General features: G+C 66.7%; 20 protein-coding genes. 11 read left to right on the top strand and 9 right to left on the bottom strand.

Annotation, left to right across the window (positions count from 1 at the left end; genetic code table 11):
- On the top strand, nt 1-474 hold a 474-nt coding region (locus GVM20_RS09150), incomplete at its 5' end, for a DUF1275 family protein (RefSeq protein ID WP_166546886.1).
- Here GVM20_RS09150 and GVM20_RS09145 read toward each other — a convergent pair.
- Genes GVM20_RS09145 through GVM20_RS09115 form a run of 7 tightly spaced genes read right to left on the bottom strand, consistent with a single transcriptional unit; the run spans nt 471 to nt 5,749 of the window.
- Nucleotides 471-752, bottom strand: coding sequence for a DUF167 domain-containing protein (locus tag GVM20_RS09145; protein WP_166546885.1), 282 nt, complete (start codon nt 750-752; stop codon nt 471-473). The genes GVM20_RS09150 and GVM20_RS09145 overlap by 4 nt on opposite strands.
- A complete protein-coding gene (locus GVM20_RS09140; protein WP_166546884.1) occupies nt 752-1,330 on the bottom strand; it encodes a gamma carbonic anhydrase family protein in 579 nt (192 codons plus the stop codon). Before GVM20_RS09140 ends, GVM20_RS09145 begins: the two co-directional genes overlap by 1 nt.
- On the bottom strand, nt 1,327-1,884 hold the full coding sequence (locus tag GVM20_RS09135; RefSeq protein ID WP_166546883.1) for a GNAT family N-acetyltransferase: 558 nt from the start codon (nt 1,882-1,884) through the stop codon (nt 1,327-1,329). The genes GVM20_RS09140 and GVM20_RS09135 overlap by 4 nt, the downstream gene beginning before the upstream one ends.
- Nucleotides 1,881-2,435 carry a GNAT family N-acetyltransferase gene (locus GVM20_RS09130; protein WP_166546882.1) on the bottom strand — a complete coding sequence of 185 codons (555 nt, stop codon included), beginning with the start codon at nt 2,433-2,435 and terminating at the stop codon, nt 1,881-1,883. The genes GVM20_RS09135 and GVM20_RS09130 overlap by 4 nt, the downstream gene beginning before the upstream one ends.
- Nucleotides 2,432-2,980, bottom strand: coding sequence for a GNAT family N-acetyltransferase (locus tag GVM20_RS09125; RefSeq protein WP_166546881.1), 549 nt, complete (start codon nt 2,978-2,980; stop codon nt 2,432-2,434). Before GVM20_RS09125 ends, GVM20_RS09130 begins: the two co-directional genes overlap by 4 nt.
- Complete coding sequence (hemB, locus tag GVM20_RS09120; RefSeq protein ID WP_166546880.1) at nt 2,973-3,968, bottom strand: porphobilinogen synthase; 996 nt, start codon at nt 3,966-3,968, stop codon at nt 2,973-2,975. Before hemB ends, GVM20_RS09125 begins: the two co-directional genes overlap by 8 nt.
- Before the next feature lie 44 nt (nt 3,969-4,012).
- Nucleotides 4,013-5,749, bottom strand: a complete 1,737-nt coding sequence (locus GVM20_RS09115; RefSeq protein ID WP_234031927.1) for a M23 family metallopeptidase — start codon at nt 5,747-5,749, stop codon at nt 4,013-4,015.
- Nucleotides 5,750-6,105: 356 nt separating this feature from the next.
- On the opposite strand from GVM20_RS09115, the gene GVM20_RS09110 reads away from it, so the two are divergent.
- The 6 genes from GVM20_RS09110 to GVM20_RS09085 all read left to right on the top strand — a co-directional run bounded on the left by GVM20_RS09110 (nt 6,106) and on the right by GVM20_RS09085 (nt 11,589).
- Nucleotides 6,106-8,751: a helicase-related protein gene (locus GVM20_RS09110; RefSeq protein ID WP_234031934.1), complete on the top strand. Its 2,646-nt coding sequence runs from the start codon at nt 6,106-6,108 to the stop codon at nt 8,749-8,751.
- On the top strand, nt 8,748-9,113 hold the full coding sequence (locus tag GVM20_RS09105; RefSeq protein WP_199799522.1) for an RNA-binding S4 domain-containing protein: 366 nt from the start codon (nt 8,748-8,750) through the stop codon (nt 9,111-9,113). The genes GVM20_RS09110 and GVM20_RS09105 overlap by 4 nt, the downstream gene beginning before the upstream one ends.
- Nucleotides 9,114-9,123: 10 nt before the next feature.
- Nucleotides 9,124-9,462 (top strand): ferredoxin FdxA, encoded by a 339-nt coding sequence (gene fdxA, locus GVM20_RS09100; RefSeq protein ID WP_166546878.1) that lies wholly within the window; start codon nt 9,124-9,126, stop codon nt 9,460-9,462.
- A 277-nt stretch (nt 9,463-9,739) separates the two neighbouring features.
- Complete coding sequence (locus tag GVM20_RS09095; RefSeq protein ID WP_160759785.1) at nt 9,740-10,273, top strand: CarD family transcriptional regulator; 534 nt, start codon at nt 9,740-9,742, stop codon at nt 10,271-10,273.
- Nucleotides 10,274-10,410: 137 nt separating this feature from the next.
- A complete protein-coding gene (locus GVM20_RS09090) occupies nt 10,411-11,214 on the top strand; it encodes a head GIN domain-containing protein (RefSeq protein WP_166546877.1) in 804 nt (267 codons plus the stop codon).
- A 39-nt stretch (nt 11,215-11,253) separates the two neighbouring features.
- Nucleotides 11,254-11,589, top strand: coding sequence for a hypothetical protein (locus GVM20_RS09085; protein ID WP_166546876.1), 336 nt, complete (start codon nt 11,254-11,256; stop codon nt 11,587-11,589).
- Here the strand turns inward: GVM20_RS09085 and GVM20_RS09080 are convergent.
- The gene (locus GVM20_RS09080; protein WP_166546875.1) at nt 11,586-12,515 is read right to left on the bottom strand and encodes an L-threonylcarbamoyladenylate synthase; all 930 of its coding nucleotides are present in this window, start codon (nt 12,513-12,515) and stop codon (nt 11,586-11,588) included. The two genes, GVM20_RS09085 and GVM20_RS09080, sit on opposite strands and share 4 nt — an antisense overlap.
- Nucleotides 12,516-12,589: 74 nt before the next feature.
- Here GVM20_RS09080 and GVM20_RS09075 point away from each other — a divergent pair, with 74 nt between their 5' ends.
- Together GVM20_RS09075 and GVM20_RS09070 are read left to right on the top strand one after the other, a co-directional pair.
- Nucleotides 12,590-14,332, top strand: a complete 1,743-nt coding sequence (locus GVM20_RS09075; RefSeq protein WP_166546901.1) for an acyl-CoA dehydrogenase family protein — start codon at nt 12,590-12,592, stop codon at nt 14,330-14,332.
- 1 nt (nt 14,333) lies between these two features.
- Nucleotides 14,334-15,155, top strand: coding sequence for a DUF815 domain-containing protein (locus GVM20_RS09070; RefSeq protein ID WP_166546874.1), 822 nt, complete (start codon nt 14,334-14,336; stop codon nt 15,153-15,155).
- Here GVM20_RS09070 and GVM20_RS09065 read toward each other — a convergent pair.
- Nucleotides 15,148-16,626, bottom strand: a complete 1,479-nt coding sequence (locus tag GVM20_RS09065; protein WP_166546873.1) for a PQQ-dependent sugar dehydrogenase — start codon at nt 16,624-16,626, stop codon at nt 15,148-15,150. The genes GVM20_RS09070 and GVM20_RS09065 overlap by 8 nt on opposite strands.
- Before the next feature lie 79 nt (nt 16,627-16,705).
- On the opposite strand from GVM20_RS09065, the gene msrC reads away from it, so the two are divergent.
- On the top strand, nt 16,706-17,206 hold the full coding sequence (msrC, locus tag GVM20_RS09060) for a free L-methionine (R)-S-oxide reductase MsrC (RefSeq protein ID WP_166546872.1): 501 nt from the start codon (nt 16,706-16,708) through the stop codon (nt 17,204-17,206).
- A gap of 128 nt (nt 17,207-17,334) precedes the next feature.
- Nucleotides 17,335-18,204 (top strand): hypothetical protein, encoded by an 870-nt coding sequence (locus tag GVM20_RS09055; protein WP_166546736.1) that lies wholly within the window; start codon nt 17,335-17,337, stop codon nt 18,202-18,204.
- Nucleotides 18,205-18,222: the final 18 nt, after the last annotated feature.

Below are 18,222 nucleotides of genomic sequence, written 5' to 3'. Positions count from 1 at the left end.
CCCGCGACCACAAACCCCGTCGCATCCACCAGCCCCGCCAATCCGGCAAGGCCGAGCGCGAGGCGTTGGCGGGCGGGCGGGCACCGCAAGCGCGTGCTGCTTGGGCTGGTCGCAGCGTTGCTGGGCGCAGGTGCGGGGCTTTTGGCAGGTGGGATGCCAATCATTTTCCTCGGCGCTTCGGCGATGGCGATGGGCCTCGCCAATAATGTCTTTGTGCGCGATGGCGAGGTGACTGTGGGGGTGACCTACATGACCGGCGCGCTGGTGCGCTTCGGCCAGGGCTTGGCGGCGCGGATCGATCACCAGCCGCTGACGTCGACGCGCGGCTATGGGTGGCTGTGGAGCGCACTGGCGCTCGGCGCAGTTGTGGGCGGCGGGCTTTGTCTCACAGCGCCCCTTGCTGCGGCGGGCGCGGCGTTCGGCTTTGCGCTGCTGCTGTGGGGCGCGGCCCTCAGGATCGAACGCGCGGTTTAGTCCTCCACCCGGAGCAGCTTCTGCCGCGATGTCGCCCCGCGTAGCAAGGTCAGGCGCGACGGCGGGCAGTCAAGCGCCTCGGCCAGCAATTCGATCACGGCTGCGTTCGCCGCGCCTTTGTCTGCCGGCGCGCGGACTTTGACCTGCACCACGCCGTCCGCAATCACCACCGATTGCTCGCGCGCACCGGGCGTAACCCGCACCGCCAGCCGTCCCTCGGGATCAATACAGGCGCGCAACGCCTCGGGGTCGGGCAGATCCGGCTTGGGCCGTGCCATTATCCCCGTTCTTGGCCGAGCGCCGCGCGAACCGCCTCGGCATGGTGCTTGGCATTCTCGGCATAGTGCATCGTGCCGATCCGCATTCCGGCAATGGCCGCATCGTCGAGATCGCGCATCTTCCTCGCCGGACGCCCACCCCAAAGCTCGCGCGGTTCGATCACCTTGCGCTCGGTCAGCATTGCGCCCGCGCCCAGCATCGCATCCGAACCGATCACCGCCTTGTTCAGCACAATCGCGCCGAGGCCCACGAACCCGCGATCATGGATCGTGCAGCCGTGCACCACCGCCATATGGCCGATCAGCACATCATCGCCGATGATCAGCGGCGAGCCATCGGGATCGCCTGGACGCGGCGGGTCGCAGTGGAGCACACTCCCGTCCTGCACATTGGTCCGCTCACCGATGCGGATCGAGAACACGTCGGCCCGCAGCACGCAATTGTACCAGATCGAGGAGCCGGCCCCGATTTCGACATCGCCGATAATGGTGCATCCGGGGGCGATGAAGGCGGTTTCGTGAATCTTCGGCGTCTTGCCGTGGATCGGGATGATGTTGACGCCCGGTCGATGTGTCATTGCTGGCTTTCCCATTCTTCGCGGGTGATGGCATATTGGATCAACGGACGTTCCTGCGGGTCCAGCGCCGGATCGTCAAAATCAAGCGCGGGCCGCCGCGTCATGCCGAGCTTTTCCATAAGCCGCCAACTGCCGATATTGGCCTCGCACGTCACGGCGACGAGGTGCGGCACGGCGTGCACCGCAAAGCCCCAGTCCACCACTGCCCGCATCGCCTCATGCGCATAGCCCATCCGCCAGCGATCCTCACGCACCACCCATCCGATCTCGTGATCGGTGGGATTGGGGGCAAGCGGATGGGCGATGCGGCGCAGCCCGCAATGGGCAACGATGTCTCCCGTGGCGCGCTCTTCAGCCAGCATGAAGCCGAAACCCTCAGCGGCAAAGCTGGCGCGCGAAGCGGCGTGTTTGGCAGCGATCACCGCGCGCGGCTGCACCCCGCCGAGATGCCGCATCACCGCAGGTGTGTTGAGCAGCGCCATGTGCGCGTCGAGATCATCCTCGCCGATCTGCCGCAGCACCAGCCGCTCGGTCGTGAGCACGGTGGCCGTCATGCCGCCGCGCGCCATCGGTCGCGGGTAATGCCATAGGCGATGATGCGCGGGTCTTCGGAGCCAAAGTCGGTGCTGTCGAAATCGAGATCGGCGCGGCGCTCCATGCCGACCCGGAGCATGAGTCCCCAGCTGCCGGTATTGCCCTGCACCGTCAGCGCAATCACCTCATCCGCGCCGAAATGATCGAACGCCAGCGCCAGCGAGGCGGTGGCGGCTTCCTTGGCATAGCCTTGGCCCCAGGCATCCTCCCGCAGCCGCCAACCGACTTCCATCATGCCCTGCGGACCGCCTGGCTGGTTGGAGCGTTTCATCCCGCAAAAGCCGAGCAGTGCGCCATCTTCCTTGCGTTCAACCACCCAGAAGGTGTGACCGTGATCACGCCGATAGCCCTCGATCCGCGCCTCCCCCGCCGCGCGCGCCGCCGCGTCCTGCACCCCGCCGAGCCAGCGCATCACGGCGGGCGTGTTGGTCGCGTCCCAGAACACGGGCCAATCCTCCGCGCGCCAATCGCGCAGGATCAGGCGGGTGGTTTCGTGGCGGAATTCACTCATGCGGGGGCGTCCATTGACCAGACGGTGGTGGGGTTGTCTTCGGGCGGGTAGTCGGCATCGTGGTAGCCGAGCTCGGGCCGCGCGGTGAAGCCGAGCCGCTGCATCATCCGGGTCGAGGCCGCATTGGAATCACTGGTCTGCGAATAGAGCACCGGCACGGCGAGCTCAGCGAAAGCATAGGCGATAACAGCCCGCGCCGCCTCTGTCGCATAGCCGCGGCCCCAATGCGGCTCTGCGAAAGTCCAGCCGATCTCGCGCTGGCCCTGAAGCGCCTTGGGAGCAGCGGGGGAGCGCAAGTGGAACAGCCCGCAGCGACCCACCCGCGTCTCACCGTCACGCAGCCACACTGTCCAACGCTGATGCCCGCCATTGTGGAAGGCGGCGACATCATCGGCGAGGCTCTCGGCCACCAACTCGGGCGCGCGCACCCCGGCGAGATGGCGCATCACGCTGTCGGTGTTCATGTGTTCGAGCACCCACGGCAGGTCTTCTGCCACGGGCGGGCGCAGGATCAGCCGTTCCGTCGCCAGTGTGTCGTCAGCCATTCAGCAGGCGAGCAACATGGGCGGCGTGATAGGTCAGCACTCCGTTGCACCCAGCGCGCTTGAAGGCGATCAGCTTTTCCAGCACCAGCGCATCACGATCCCCGATCCCGGCAGCCTGCGCGGCCTCGATCATCGCGTATTCGCCGCTCACCTGATAGGCGAAGACGGGCACGTCGAAGCGCTGCTTCACCCGGTAGATGATGTCGAGATAGGCGAGGCCGGGCTTCACCATCACCGAATCCGCGCCCTCGGCAATATCCATCGCCACTTCGCGCATCGCCTCGTCGGCGTTGGCGGGGTCCATCTGGTAGGCTTTCTTGTCGCCCTTCAGCAGCCCGCCAGACCCCACCGCATCGCGGAACGGACCGTAGAAAGCGCTCGCATACTTCGCCGCGTAAGACATGATCTGGACATTGGGATGCCCGTTCATTTCCAGCGCGCGGCGGATCGCGCCGATACGGCCATCCATCATGTCGCTGGGCGCGATGATATCCGCGCCCGCATTCGCCTGGTTGACCGCCTGATCAACCAGCATGGCCACGGTCTCGTCATTCACGACATAGCCCGCATCATTCACCAGCCCGTCCTGCCCATGCGAGGTATAGGGATCGAGCGCCACGTCGGTCAGCACGCCGATGGAGTCCCCGCAGGCGTCCTTGATCGCCTTGATCGCCTGGCACATCAGGTTGTCGGGATTATGCGCCTCGGCCCCGTCATCGCTGCGCAATTCGCGCGGGGTGTTGGGAAACAGCGCGATCACCGGAATGCCGAGGTCCACCGCTTCCTTGGCGCGGGCCACGATCCCGTCGACCGACCAGCGCGAGACGCCGGGCAGCGTCGCGATCGGCTCTTCCACGCCCTTGCCCGAGGTCACGAACAGCGGCCAAATGAGGTCCGAAGGGGTGAGCACCGTCTCGCGGTGGAGCGCGCGGCTCCAGCCGGTGGCACGGGTGCGACGCAGGCGGGTGTTGGGGTAATGTCCGTTCATGCGGGCAGGCTTACGCCCAATCGCGCACGCTCGACAAGTGCTCGTTACGGCGTGGTGGCCGGCTTGCCCGCGCGCGCGGTTTCGACCTTCTCGATCTCGCGCACCGGCTCCTTCACCTCGTTCGGCAGCGGGGCGAGATCCTTGAGGGCCTCACCCACGCTGATCTCCTTCAGGCGGGCCAGCTGGCGGCGGAAATCGGCCAGCTCGGTGCCCGAAAGCTCGGCGCGGCTGACGAATTGCACGCTCGCCGGGTTGATCGCTCGCCCACCGCGATACATTTCATAATGGAGGTGCGCGCCGGTCGAGAGGCCGGTCGAGCCGACATAGCCGATCACCTGCCCGCGCCGCACCTGCTGGCCGGACCGCACTGCCATCTGGCTCATGTGGCAATAGCGGGTCGCAAGGCCGCCACCATGCTCCAGCCGCACCGCGATGCCGCAACCGCCCGCGCGTCCTGCGGCGCTGACCCGGCCATCCGAAACCGCCACAATCGGCGTGCCGTAACGCGCCTTGAAATCGATCCCCGCGTGCATCCGCCGGTAGCCGAGGATCGGGTGACGGCGGAGACCGAAGTTCGAGGTGACCGCGCCCGGAACCGGGGCCAGCAGCCCGCGCCGCTGCTCACCCACGCCCGAGGCTTCGTAGAAGCGCCCCTCGCTCCCCCAGCGCATCAACTGGGTGCGCGGACGCCCGCCACGGTCGATCCCGGCATAGAGCAATTGCCCCGCCTGCCGTTCACCCGTCGCCGCACGGCGATAGGCGATGATGATGTCGAATTCGTCGGCCGAGCTGACCTCGCGATCCATGTCGATCTGCGCGTCGAGCGCCTTGAGATATTCCTGCACCGCGCTGGCTGGAACGCCTGCCTGCCGCATCGAGCGGTAGAGGCTGCTGCCTACCACGCCGCGCACCCGCAGCGGGGTTTCATCGACGCGGATGATGTTGCGCTTCAGAGCGAGCGGGCCGGAGGGGACAACCGGCGTGCCATCCTCCGCAATCGTGCCGACGCCGGGGCGGGTCAGTTCAAGCTCCAGATCGAAGCGGGCACGGAAGGCCAGGCTGTCGAGCGGGCGCGGCGCCCCCGGAGCCGGGCGGCGGCCGAGCAGCAAGTCCATTTGCGTGCCCGCGGCAATATCACCCACGGCCACGGCTTGCCCCACCAGCGCTGCTGCCCGGTCGATATCGCCCGCGGCCACACCGGCGCGGCGCAGCATCGAGGCGAAACTGTCGCCCGGCGCCAGCGTCACCACCAGCTGGATCTGTGGGCGTTCGGGTGCGCTCTTGAGCGGAATCACCGCTGCGGTCGGCCCCATCCGGCGGCCACTATCGGCGCCCAGCGCCAGCGGCAGGATCATCTGGCTGCGCATTTCGCTGGCCACATCCGCGCCCTGCGGCATGGCGGGGCGGGCTTCGAGCGGCGTGAAATCGGGCCAGAACGCCAGCGCCACCGCGCCAAGGCCCACCATCGTCCCCAGCCCGCGCAGCCAGCGGCGGCTGCCGATATCCTCGGCCAGGTCCGGGGCCAGGTCGAGCCGGGCGAACCAGCCCGAGGCGGCAAGACGCCATGTATCATACCGCGCGCCAAACTCACGAAGCCATACAGCAGTCTGATGCTTGGCGGTCTGGGTCCTGGTGGGCGGAGCGGGATTCGTGGAATTGCCCTGATGGGACAGCGGTTCGGCTACATTTGGCGCGACGATCCGGTCGCGCGGCACCTGAGCCAACACGCGCGCATCAGGCGCACTGTCAGGCGCGTCATGAGCCTCGGGCTCGTCAATCAATTTCCGCGCATGATCCAACATTTATGCCCCGAAGGCTGCACCCGTAAGGACGTCTCGTCCGACGGCCGCGCGTGCCATGTCGCATTTCTTTGCCCGATCATAGTAAATGCACGGTTAACCAGCGGCCAATTGCATCGCCAGCACGGCCAGACGTTTCCCTTATGCGCAACCCCGATGGGCTGGCGGCCTTGCCCCCATGGTGCAAGCCTGACAGAACCCCCGATACCGTGCCAGCTCCCCCGTCTGCCCGCCAGCTCGCCAGCCTCGGCTCTCCGCGTGAAAACGCCGCTGACGCGCGTTTCCGCGCGGTGCTGGGGCCGACCAACACCGGCAAGACGCACCTGGCGATCGAGCGGATGTGCGGCCATTCCTCCGGCATGATGGGCTTCCCGCTGCGCCTGCTGGCGCGCGAGGTCTATGACCGGGTGCGCGCGATCAAGGGTGACAAGCAGGTCGCGCTGATCACCGGCGAGGAACGGATCGAGCCGCCCGACGCCCGCTATTTCCTCTGCACCGCCGAAGCCATGCCGCGCACCAGCGGCCAGCATGCCTTCGTGGCGCTGGACGAAGCGCAATTGGGCGCAGACCCCGAGCGCGGGCACATCTTCACCGACCGGCTGCTGCACGCCCGGGGCCGGGAAGAGACGATGATCCTCGGCTCCGCGACGCTGGAACCGATGGTCAAGGCGCTGATCCCCAAGGCGGAGATCACCAGCCGCCCGCGCTTTTCCACGCTCTCCCATGCGGGCATCTGCAAGCTGTCGCGCTTGCCCAAACGCTCTGCGGTGGTCGCCTTCTCGGTCGAGCAGGTCTACGCCATGGCGGAGGCGCTGCGGCGCTTCCGCGGCGGCGCGGCGGTGGTGATGGGCGCGCTCTCACCCGAGACCCGCAACAAACAGGTCGCAATGTTCCAGTCCGGCGAGGTCGATTACATCGTCGCCACCGACGCGATCGGCATGGGGCTGAACCTCGATCTCGATCATGTCGCCTTCGCGGCGCTCAGCAAGTTCGATGGGCGCAGGAAGCGGCGGCTCACCCCGTCGGAAATGGCGCAGATCGCCGGACGGGCGGGACGGCACCAGCGCGATGGGACGTTCGGGACGCTCTCGGGGACGGGCAAGGGCGACGGAGAGCCGCTCGCCTTCACCGATGAGGAAGTCTACGCGATTGAAGAACACAAATTCGCCCCGCTCACCCACTTGTTCTGGCGCGATGCCGACCCGCGTTTTGACACGCTGGGCGCACTGATCGCCGATCTGGAGGCGCGGCCCAGCCATGCTGTCTTGAAGGCCGCGCCGGAAGCGATCGACATGGCGGTGCTGCGCCGTCTGGCCGAGGATGACATCGGCCGTTCCGTGCGCGGCGCAGGCGCGGTGCGGCGATTCTGGGAGGCGTGCTCGCTCCCCGATTTCCGCAGCCTTGGCGTGGAACAGCACGCCCGCTTCGTCGCGCGGCTGTGGGACGACCTGCGCGAAGGGTATCTCGGCGCGGATTTCGTCGCTGCGCGTATCGCCGAGCTTGACCGGATGCAGGGCGACATCGACACGCTGCAAGGGCGAATCGCGGCGATTCGCAGCTGGGCTTACATCTGCCAGCGGCCCGATTGGGTGCTGGCACGCGACGAAATGGCTGCGCGGGCGCGCGCGGTCGAGGCGAAACTCTCGGATGCGCTGCACGCGCGGCTGACCGAGCGATTCGTGAACCGAAGGACGACTCTCTTGATGAAATCGCTGGGGCAGGACGCAAGTGCGCTGCCCGTCACGCTTGAACCCGATGGCCACCTGACCGTGGAGGGGTTGAGCATCGGGCGGCTTGAAGGCTTCCGCTTCCATGTCGATCCGAGTGCAGGCGTCGCTGACCGGCGGATGCTGCTGGCGGCAGGCGAGAAGGCTTTGCCCGCGCTGCTGGCGGACCGGGCCGATTGGCTGCTGACGCAGGGTCTAAGCGAGCTGGTCATCTCCGGCGGAGCGATCCGTTGGCAAGACCGTGCGCTGGCCGACATCACTTTCCCCGGTCAGCCGGGCGCGGGCAATTTCGGCACGCCCAAGCTCACGCTGACCCGCGATCTGGTGCTGGTGCCCGAAGGGGCACGGGCCAAGCTGGAAGCGGGGCTGGCCCAATGGCTCGACAAGCAGCTCGAACCGCTGGAGCCCTTGCGCAAACTGGCCGAAGCCGCGCGCGATCCCGAAGCCGGATCGCAGGCGCGGGCGCTGGTTATCACCCTTATCGAAGCGCGCGGCGTGATCAGCCGCGAGGATGCCGGGCTGGAACACCTCCCCAAGGAAATGCGCCCCTATCTGCGCAAGCTGGGCGTGACCTTCGGCGCGCTGGACATTTTTGCCGCGCCCTTGCTCAAGCCCGCGCCGCGGCGTTTGCTGCACGCGCTTGGCCTTGATCTGCGCCCGGTGCAGGACGCGATGCTACCGGTGCTGGCCGAAGGGAGCTGGGCCAAAGGTCGGCTGCCTGCGGGCTATCGCTATGCCGGGTCGCAGGCGATCCGGGTCGATCTGGCCGAGAAGATCCTGCGCGCCGCATTTGACGGACGTGCGGTGGCCACGGCGGCGCACCCCAAGGAACGCAATCGCGCCTTCCGGCTCGACATGGCGCTGGCAGTCTCAGTGGGACTGGAAGCCGAGAACGCGCGCCGCCTGCTTGGCAGCGCCGGTTTCCGCTGCGACCGTGCGCGACCCTTGGCGGAAGGCTCCTTTGGCCCGCCCGCGCCCGATCGCTGGCACTGGCGCCCGCGCCGCCCGGGAGAGAAGGACGAACGGCGGCCAGACCGCCGCCCCGAACGCCCCGTTCAGCGCAAGGACCAGCGCCCTCCGCACGGCAAGGGCAAGCCCGCCGACGCTCGGCCCAAGCGCGATGGCGCCCAGCCTCCGCGTGACGGCGGCAAGCGGCCCCCTCGTCCGGCGCAACCCGTCTCCAGACCCGCCGCAGACACCGGACCAGCCCGCGCCGGCGGCGCCTTCGACAAGCTGGCGGACCTGCTCAAGGGATGAACAGCGGCGGGGTGGGAGAGTCGATCCGGATCGACCGCCTGCTGGTCTATCTCCGCTTCGCCCGCACCCGTTCCGCCGCGCAAAGCCTGATCGATACCCACGCTTTGCGCCGCAACAGAAAGCATGTGCTGCGCTGTGCCGAACAGGCGCGTATCGGGGATGTGCTGACGATCGCCGTGGGCGGCCATGTGCGCGTGATCGAACTGCTCGCCCTCCCCGAACGGCGCGGTTCTCCGGCGCAGGCGGCTTCGTATTATCGGGAGGTTGATTCTGATGGGCTTGACCGTAAAGGGCAAATGACAATAGCAGCGTCAACTCTCACGGCGGATGCCCCGCCGGACAATTCCGAAGACTTCCATTGAAAGAGCCGCAATGACTTACGTCGTCACTGAAGACTGCATCAAGTGCAAGTATACCGACTGCGTGGAAGTGTGCCCGGTCGACTGCTTCTATGAAGGCGAGAACATGCTGGTGATCAATCCCAGCGAATGCATCGATTGCGGCGTGTGCGAACCGGAATGCCCGGCCGAAGCGATTCTCCCGGATACCGAAGACGGGCTGGAAAAGTGGCTTGAACTGAACACCCAGTACTCGGCCCTTTGGCCCAACATCACCAGCCAGAAGGCGCCGCCCGAAGATGCCGACGCGCACAAGGGCGAAAAGGGCAAGTTCGAGAAGTATTTCAGCGCCGATCCAGGCGATGGTGACTGATTTTCGGCAGCTTTTCGCGCAGTTTGCATAGTTCGGCACGCTTTCGCAAACGCCGACTCGCAATTTTGTTGCAGACGTGCTATATAATACTCCGACCGCGCAGGGCTGTGCCCGCGCAGGCGTGAAAACCAGGAAGGCCCGACACCAGCAACCCCCCAACCGGATGATTGACACCCGGCGCTCGCTTTGTCTGAGGCACTCTTCAGCCAAGCCCCCGCGTCGCTGGGCCGATTGTCCGCTCTCTCGTTGCCAGGACGGCCGATTGAAAGGAACTTGCATGGCAAGCACCGCGAACGCATTCACCGTCGGCGATTATGTCGTTTATCCCAAGCACGGCGTTGGCCGGGTGATCGAGCTTCAGCGCGAGGAAATCGCCGGGATGCAGCTCGAACTCTACGTCCTTCGGTTTGAAAAAGAGCGCATGACTCTGCGCGTGCCGGTGGGCAAGGTCGAAGCGATCGGGATGCGGAAGCTGTCGTCGGACAAGACGCTGCGGCAGGCGATGGAAACGCTGAAGGGCAAGCCCAAGGTCAAGCGCACCATGTGGTCGCGCCGTGCGCAGGAATATGAAGCGAAGATCAATTCGGGCGACCTCGTGTCGATCGCCGAAGTGACCCGCGATCTGTTCCGCCCCGAAGACCAGCCCGAGCAGAGCTATTCGGAACGCCAGATCTTCGAAGCGGCTTCCAGCCGCCTCGCCCGCGAACTGGCGGCGATGGAAGAGACGGACGAGCCCACCGCGCTCGGCAAGATTCTCGACGTGCTGCGTGAACACGCGCCGCAATATTACGATACTGCCGAAGAAGCCTGAGGCTTTTTCCGCCGTGTGCGACATCAAGGGCTGCCCTGCGGGGCGGCCCTTTTTGTTTGTGCGGCGCGCAGGCTTGTGCCACGCGTCGGGGTGTATTATATCAGCAATACGCTAGCGCACTTCGGGAGAGACACGCCATGACCCAATTTACCGGCCGCCGCATCGCCGCCGCCGCTCTGTTCACCGCCGCGATCTCGCTGGCCGGATGCGAAGGGGCGGAGATGGAAATCAACGGTCAGAAGGGCGTGCCGCTTGCCGATGTCGTCCTCACCGGCACACCGCCGTCCGAAGTGGTGCTCGCCTCGGGCGATACGGTGATCCTCACCGAAGGCGATGATTTCACGATCAAGGTCGAAGGCGGCAACACCGAAAGCCTGCGCTTCGTCCGTGACGAGCGGACCATCGGCATCACCCGCGAAGAAGGCTGGAGCGGTGAGACCAACGCCATCATCCGCATCACCATGCCCGCTCCCGAAGAAGTCGTGATCGCCGGCGCTGGCACGATCAAGGCACCCACCCTCGCCAGCGAGGCCGAGGTCACGATTGGCGGGTCGGGCCTGGTCGAATTCGGCACGGTCGCAGCCCAGAACCTCGGGATCAATATCGGCGGCTCGGGCACCATCCGCGGCGCTGGCACGGTCAAGAGCCTGACCATCAACATCGGCGGTAGCGGCGAGGTGGAATTGGCGGGATTGAAAGCCGACACGGCCGAAGTCTCGATCGGCGGCGCGGGCGATGTCGCTTTTGCCTCGGACGGAGAAGTGACCGCCAACATCGCGGGCGCGGGTGATGTCACCGTGACCGGCAAAGCGAAGTGCACCGTCAACGAATTCGGCTCGGGCACGCTGACCTGCACCGAGGGTCCCGGGGCATCGGCCCCGCAGCCGCCGACAGCACCCGAAGCGCCCACTGCTCCGGTCGCCGCAAAACCCGCAGAATAGCATTGCCTTATCGCACGGGCCGCGCGACATAATGCGGCCATGCGCGCAATCCGCCTCGTGGCCCTCGGCCTCGCTTCACTCGCCTTGCAGGGCTGTCTGGCCCGCGCGGCGGTGGATGTTGTTACGTTGCCGGTCAGAGCGGTGAGCAAGGGTGTCGATCTGGCGACGACCAGCCAATCCGAAGCCGACGAGAAGCGGGGTCGCGACATCCGCAAGCGCGAAGAACGGCTGGGTGAGCTCGAGCGCGATCTGGACAAGCAGATGGACCGCTGTGCTGACGGGAATGACGAGGCCTGCGACAAGGCGCAGGCGATCCGGGCGGAGATGAAAGCGTTGTTGCCGGGTGTCCCGGTGGAGCCTGACCGCGGCGACTAAGCCGCCGCCCGCTTGAGCCGATCATTGATCGCGCGGCCCACGCCATCCTCCGGCACCGGAGCGACCGCGATGCGCGGCTGCGAAGCGCGGGCGGCTTCGTGCAAGGCGGCGTAGAGGCGGGCAGCGGCCTCGATGACATCACCGCTGGCTGACAGCGTGCAGTCACCGGCAACCGTGCCGAAGCCGATCAGGAATTCGCCTGCCTCGGCCCTCACCGCATTCAATCGCACCGGCTTGCCCGGCGCATAGTGGCTGGCGATTTGCCCGGGGGCTTCGATGCGGGTTTCGACCTGCGTCGCTTTGCCCCGCGGGCCAATCTGGAGCGGGCCTGGGCGTAGCTCCTCAATGCTGCCGTCGGCGCGCACCGCGACAATGGTCGACTCCACCCCTGCCGTGGTGATCCCGCCGTCGAGGACGAGGTCGATCCTCCCATCCAGCGAGGCGAGGACGTGAGCGGCGCTGGTGGGGCTGATGAAGCCGCTCCGGTTGGCGGATGGCGCGGCAAGCGGGAAATCGACCGCCGCCAGCAACGCCCGCATGACCGGGTGATCTGGCGCGCGCAGAGCGATCGTGGGCAAGCCAGCGGTCACCGCCTCAGCCAGCCCCGCCTCGGCACGGCGCGGGACGACCAGCGTCAGCGGGCCGGGCCAATGCGCCTCTGCCAAAGCAATCGCCTCGGGCGAGAAGTCGGCATAGCGTTCGGCCTGCGCCAACCCTGCCACATGCACGATCAGCGGATTGAAGTCCGGCCGGCCCTTCGCCGCATAGATCTTCGCCACCGCCTCGGCGCTGTCGGCCCGCGCGGCGAGCCCGTAAACCGTCTCGGTCGGCACCGCGACCAGCCCGCCCGATTCGAGGATTCGCGCGGCCTCAGCGATCCCCGCCGCGTCTGCCAGTCGCACTTCCGTAACGTTCTTGCCGCTCATGCCCCGGCGCTATATTCAAACCCCCGCCCTGCCAAGTGCGCGAGGGCTTTACCCATCTCAAGGACGCCCCCGAAGTGACCCCCTTTACCCCGCCGACCGCCGACCAGCTGCTTGCCATCCGTGTGAACGCGGGGATCGAGGAACTCGCCCAGACAGAACGCTTCGCCCACGCCGAACCCGATCTGATCGAAGCCATCGTCGAAGGCGTCGGGCAGTTTGCGGCGGGCGAATTCGCCCCTCTGAACCGTAAGGGCGACCTCGAAGGGGCGAAGCTCGAAAATGGCGTGGTGCGCCTGCCTGACGGGTTCGAAGCGGCCTATAATGCCTATGTCGAGCAGGGCTGGAACGCGATTGCCTCGCCGGTGGAGCAGGGCGGACAGGGCTTGCCCTTCACGCTGGCCTGCAACGTGCTCGAAAACCTCGGCGCGGCGAACATGGCCTTTACCCTGCTGCCGATGCTGAGCGTCGGCGCGATCGAGGCGCTGGAGCATCACGGCTCGAACGACCAGAAGGCGATGTATCTGCCCAACCTCGTCAGCGGCAAGTGGTCCGGCACGATGAACCTGACCGAACCCGCCGCCGGGAGCGATGTCGGCGCGCTGCGTTCGGTTGCCGAGCCGATCGTCAACGGGCCGCACGCGGGCAAGTACCGGATCACCGGCCAGAAGATCTACATCACCTGGGGCGAGCATGATCTGGCCGAGAACATCATCCATCTGGTGCTGGCACGGCTGCCCGGCGCGCCCGAGGGTTCGCGCGGCATCTCGCTGTTCGTGGTGCCGAAGTATCATGTGAACGCCGACGGTTCGCTCGGCCCGCACAATGATCTTCGCTGCGTCAGCCTCGAACACAAGCTGGGCATCAACGCCTCGCCCACCTGCGTCATGTCCTACGGCGACAATGGCGAATGCATCGGCGAATTGGTCGGGCATGAGAACAAGGGTCTCGCCGCGATGTTCACGATGATGAACAATGCGCGGATCAATGTCGGCAATCAAGGCGTCCAGATCGGCGAGCGGGCGACGCAGCAGGCGCTCGCCTATGCGCGCGACCGCGTGCAATCGGCCCGCGCCGGTTCGCCCGACAAAAACCCGGTGGCGATTATCGAGCATCCCGATGTGCGCCGCATGATCCTGCGGATGAAGGCGCTGACCGAAGGCGCGCGCGCCTTGCTCTATTACTGCGCAGGTCAGGTCGATCGCGGGAATATGGGTGACGAGGCGGCCAAGGCCCGCTCCGAAATCGTCGTGCCGCTGATCAAGGCGTGGGGCACGGATATCGGGGTCGAAGTCGCCGGGCTCGGCATCCAGATCCACGGCGGCATGGGCTTCGTCGAGGAAACCGGCGCGGCGCAGCACTGGCGCGATTCGCGGATCGCGCCGATCTACGAAGGCACCAACGGCATTCAGGCCGCAGACCTGGTCACCCGCAAGCTCGGGCTGGACGGCGGCGAGGCGATGGTGACCTTGTTCGAAACCATCGCCCGCGAAGCCGCGTCCGAATATGCCCTCACCGCTCTGGCGATGGACTGCGCCCATGTCGCGCGCTGGATGCGCGACGAGGCGAGCCTTGATGATCGCCTCGCCGGGAGCGTGCCATTCTGCACCATGGCCGCCGTCACGGTCGCCGGATGGCAGCTGATGAAGCAAGCGGAAGCGGTCGCGGCCGGCGCTGCGCCCGAACTCGCGGCGACCAAGCCGGTGACGGTGCGGTTCTTCCTCGACCGGATCGTGCCGGAAGCCGCTGGGCTCAAGGCAGGCGCGGTCGCAGGGGCCGAGTTGCTCTACGCCCTGCCCGCCGCAGCCTTGGTGGGCTGAGATGGAGCGCGGCGACGCCTTGGAACGGATCGCCGCCGCGCTTGAACGGCTCGCGCCCCCGCCCCCGCCCCCGACCGACTGGCTCACCGCGCCTGCCTATGTGTGGGACGGCGAGACAGCGCACGCGGTGGCGGTGCTGGATGCGGTGCCGCTCGCTCAACTGCATGGGATCGCCGCGCAGAAGACCGCGTTGCGCAGCAATTGCGAGCGGCTCGCCCAAGGTGCGGCGGCGCATGATGTGCTGCTGTGGGGCGCCCGCGGGATGGGCAAATCGGCGCTGGTGCGAGCTGCCGTAGCCGATGTGCAGACCCGCGACCCGCAAGCTGTGGCGCTTGTGCAGATCGCGCCGGGTGCCCTGCCGAGCTTCCCGGCACTGGTCGCCGAACTGGCGCAGCGATCCCGCGCTTTCCTCCTGTTTATCGACGATCTCGGCTTCGGCGCGGATGGCCGGGCGGAAATGCTCGCGCTCAGAAGCCTGCTAGATGGCGGCGTCGCGCCCCGCCCGGCGCATGTCCGCATTGTGGTGACAGCAAACCGCCGTTCCATCGTCGAGCGGGAGGATACCTCCGCCGCGATTCACGAACGCGATGAGCGCGACGATGCCCTCGCGCTGGCCGACCGCTTCGGGCTCACGCTGGGCTTCCACCCGGCGGACAAGGACACCTACCTCGCGATCCTTGCAGGCTATACCGCGCCGCTCGGCCTCAGCTTCGATCCCGAGGAGGCTATGGCCTTTGCGATCCAGCGCGGCAACCGCTCAGGCCGCACCGCGCTGCAATTCGCAACCGAGCTGGCCGGGCGCGCCGGTTTGAGGCTCAGTTGACCTTCTGCCCCGCCTGCTTGCGCAGGTAATCCGCCTCGAACGCCGCCTGCGGGTCTTTCAGCGCGCTCGGGGGGAGTGGATCGTCCTTTAGCCGAGCGATGGCCGGAGCCGGCGTGGCCGTGGGTGAGCGCACACGCCAGATGATCCCGGCCGTATCGTCCGACACCAACAGCGATCCATCGCCCGCCCATTCGACCCAGGTCGGACGGCCGCGGGTGGTGCCCTCGCCCGTCAGGAACCCGGTCAGCACCGGCATCGGCTTGCCCACCGGATTGCCGAGCGCGTCGAAGTCGACGAACACAACGTCATAGCCCGAAGGCGGCTTGCGGTTCCACGATCCGTGCCGCGCGATGAAGGCGCCGCTGGCGAAGCTCTTGCCCATGCGGTCGCCCTCCTTGGAGAACACCAACCCCAGTGCCGCCACGTGCGGGCCGAGCGCGTACTCGGGCTTGCGGACATATTCCATCAGGAAGCGCGGCATCGGCGCTTCGACCCGGCGGTCGATATTGGTGCGGTAATAGACCCAGGGCCAGCCATACTGCGCCCCGATCGGCACGTTGGTCAGGTAATCGGGCACGAGGTCCGATCCGAGCATGTCGCGCTCATTCACGGTGGTCCACAACTCGCCCGTCCAAGGGCTGAAATCGAGGCCATTGGGGTTGCGCAGCCCCGCTCCGAACTGGCGCGCGCGGCCCGCGGCGAGATCATATTCCCAGATCATCGCCCGGCCTTCTTCGACCTTCATCCCGGCCTCGCCGATATTGCTGACCGATCCGACCGCGACGTAGAGCAGCTGCCCATCGGGCGAGAGTTCGAGATTCCGCATCCAGTGCCCGCCGCCTGCTGGCAGGTCCATCAGTTTGCGCGGGGCTCCGGTGACCTTGTCGCTGCCGAGCGCATAGGGGAAAGCCAGCAGCGCATTGTGGTTGGCGACGTAGAGCGTGCCATCCTTCCACGCCATGCCCGAGGGCGATTCGAGGCCCTCTGACAGGATCACCTGCTTCACCTCGGCGGTGCCATTGCCGTCCGCATCACGCAGCAGCACGACCTGATCGGGGGATTCGCCCGCCGCGCCAGCCTTGGAGAACAGGATTCCTTCAACCCAGCCGCGGATCGTGCCCATGATCCCGTCATCGCCCTCCTTCTTCGCGGGAGCGCGGGTCAAGGTCACCAATATGTCCCCGTTGGGGAGCGCAAACAGCGTGCGCGGGTGATCCAGCCCCTCGGCAAAGCGGACAACCTCCAGCCCCTTGGCCGGGGTTGGTGCTTCGCCCGCTTTCCAGCCCACCGGCTCGGCAATCTGGACGGTCGGGAAGTTCTGCGGGTCGCCCTCCTGCAACACCGGTTCGGTGCCAGCGACCTCTTCCACCGACAGATCGGCGGTGTCGCCGCGCGACAGGAAGAACAGGGCGACCCCCGTCACCACGATTGCGGTGACAAGAGCGATTGCGATTTTGCGAAAAAGAGCCATGTGACGCGGGATAAAGCCCAGCCGCCGATGCGGCAACCGATAAGCGCCGGGGCGATGCGACGAAAGGCCACTGACCGCGATGTATGATTTCAAACCCGCCGCACCGCTCGCCTCGGACGAGCTTTACCGCGAGCTGCTCGGCGCGGCTGAAGCGCTGACGGCGGGTGAGCCGGATGCGGTCGCCAATATGGCGAATGTTGCGGCGCTTTTGTGGGAGTTTCTGCCCGATCTCAACTGGGCGGGCTTCTACCGGGTCGCTCCTGCCAAGACCGGCGGCGCGGACGAGCTGGTGCTCGGACCCTTCGTGGGCCGCCCCGCCTGCATCCGCATCCCCTTCGGCATTGGCGTTTGCGGCGCAGCGGCGCAAAGTCGCGCCACGCAACTTGTCGCCGATGTCCACGCCTTCCCGGGCCACATTGCCTGCGACGCGGCGAGCGCGAGCGAGTTGGTGGTGCCGGTGCTGCGCAATGGCGTGGTAATCGCGGTGATCGACCTCGACAGCCCCACCCCGGCGCGCTTTACCGCCGCCGACGCCGCCGGGATCGAGGCGCTGGCGGCCCTGCTCGCTGACCGGATCTGAGCGATTTGCGCCGACGACCTTCCCGAAACGGGACAGCGCTGACAGCACCGCTTGGGCGCGCGGCGGACTCGGTGGTAAGCTTTCGCTAACCATCAGCCCAATCCGGCTGATTCAGGGGGAAATTGCCCATGTTCAAGCTTTCGCCGACCGTTTCGCTCGCCGCTTTGGCTCTCGCTATCCCGGGAGCAGCGCAAGCGCAGAATTACTCTGATCTTCCGCCGCTTTCGCCGATGAGCGAAGCCGAAATGCGCACGATCCCGGCCGAATACCGCACCGCGCCGGTGACCATGCAGGCGGAAGAGACCGTGACGAACGTCAACGGGGTCGAGACGATCACCCGCACCCGCCGGATTGACGGGCCGCCGCCGCGCCATTCCACGCCGCATCAGGGTTACGCGCCCATGCAGCACCACGGCTATGCGCCGCCGATGGCCTATGCGCCCGCTCCGGTGGTGTTCGAGCGTCAGCAGTGGATTGACGAATGCCGCCGCCGCACCAAAGATCAGGGCAAGGATGACACCGGCCTGATCATCGGCGGCCTGCTTGGCGCAATTGCTGGCGGCTTTGCCGGTTACGAGATCGCCGGCGCAGGCGACCGCGTGCTGGGCACCGTGCTTGGCGTTGGCGGTGGCGGGCTGATCGGCGGATTGCTGGGCAGCATCTTCGACGGGGATGACGACGAGGACCGCTACGACTGCGAAGCCGCGCTCGACAGCTATCTGTCGCACTACGGTGCCCCCGGCCCCCGCATCGCCAGCCGCGAGATCGCCTACCCGGCGCAGAGCTACTCCTATGGCTATGGCTATCCGGCGGGCTATTCCTACGGTTACACCTACGCCCCGCCGCCGCAGATGGTGATGGTGCCGGTGCGGACCGAAGTGCAGCAGCAGGTGGTGGTGCGCGAGACAGAGCGTTACGAGACCTACACCGTGCCCGGCGCGGCGCGCGTGATTGATCCGGCCCCGCGTCCGTCACCCAAGATGATCAAGAACCGCTGATTTGCGTTTCCCCGTCGG

Source organism: Porphyrobacter sp. SLTP (assembly GCF_009905735.1).
Taxonomy (GTDB): domain Bacteria; phylum Pseudomonadota; class Alphaproteobacteria; order Sphingomonadales; family Sphingomonadaceae; genus Erythrobacter.
This window is presented reverse-complemented; position numbering and strand designations above follow the sequence as displayed.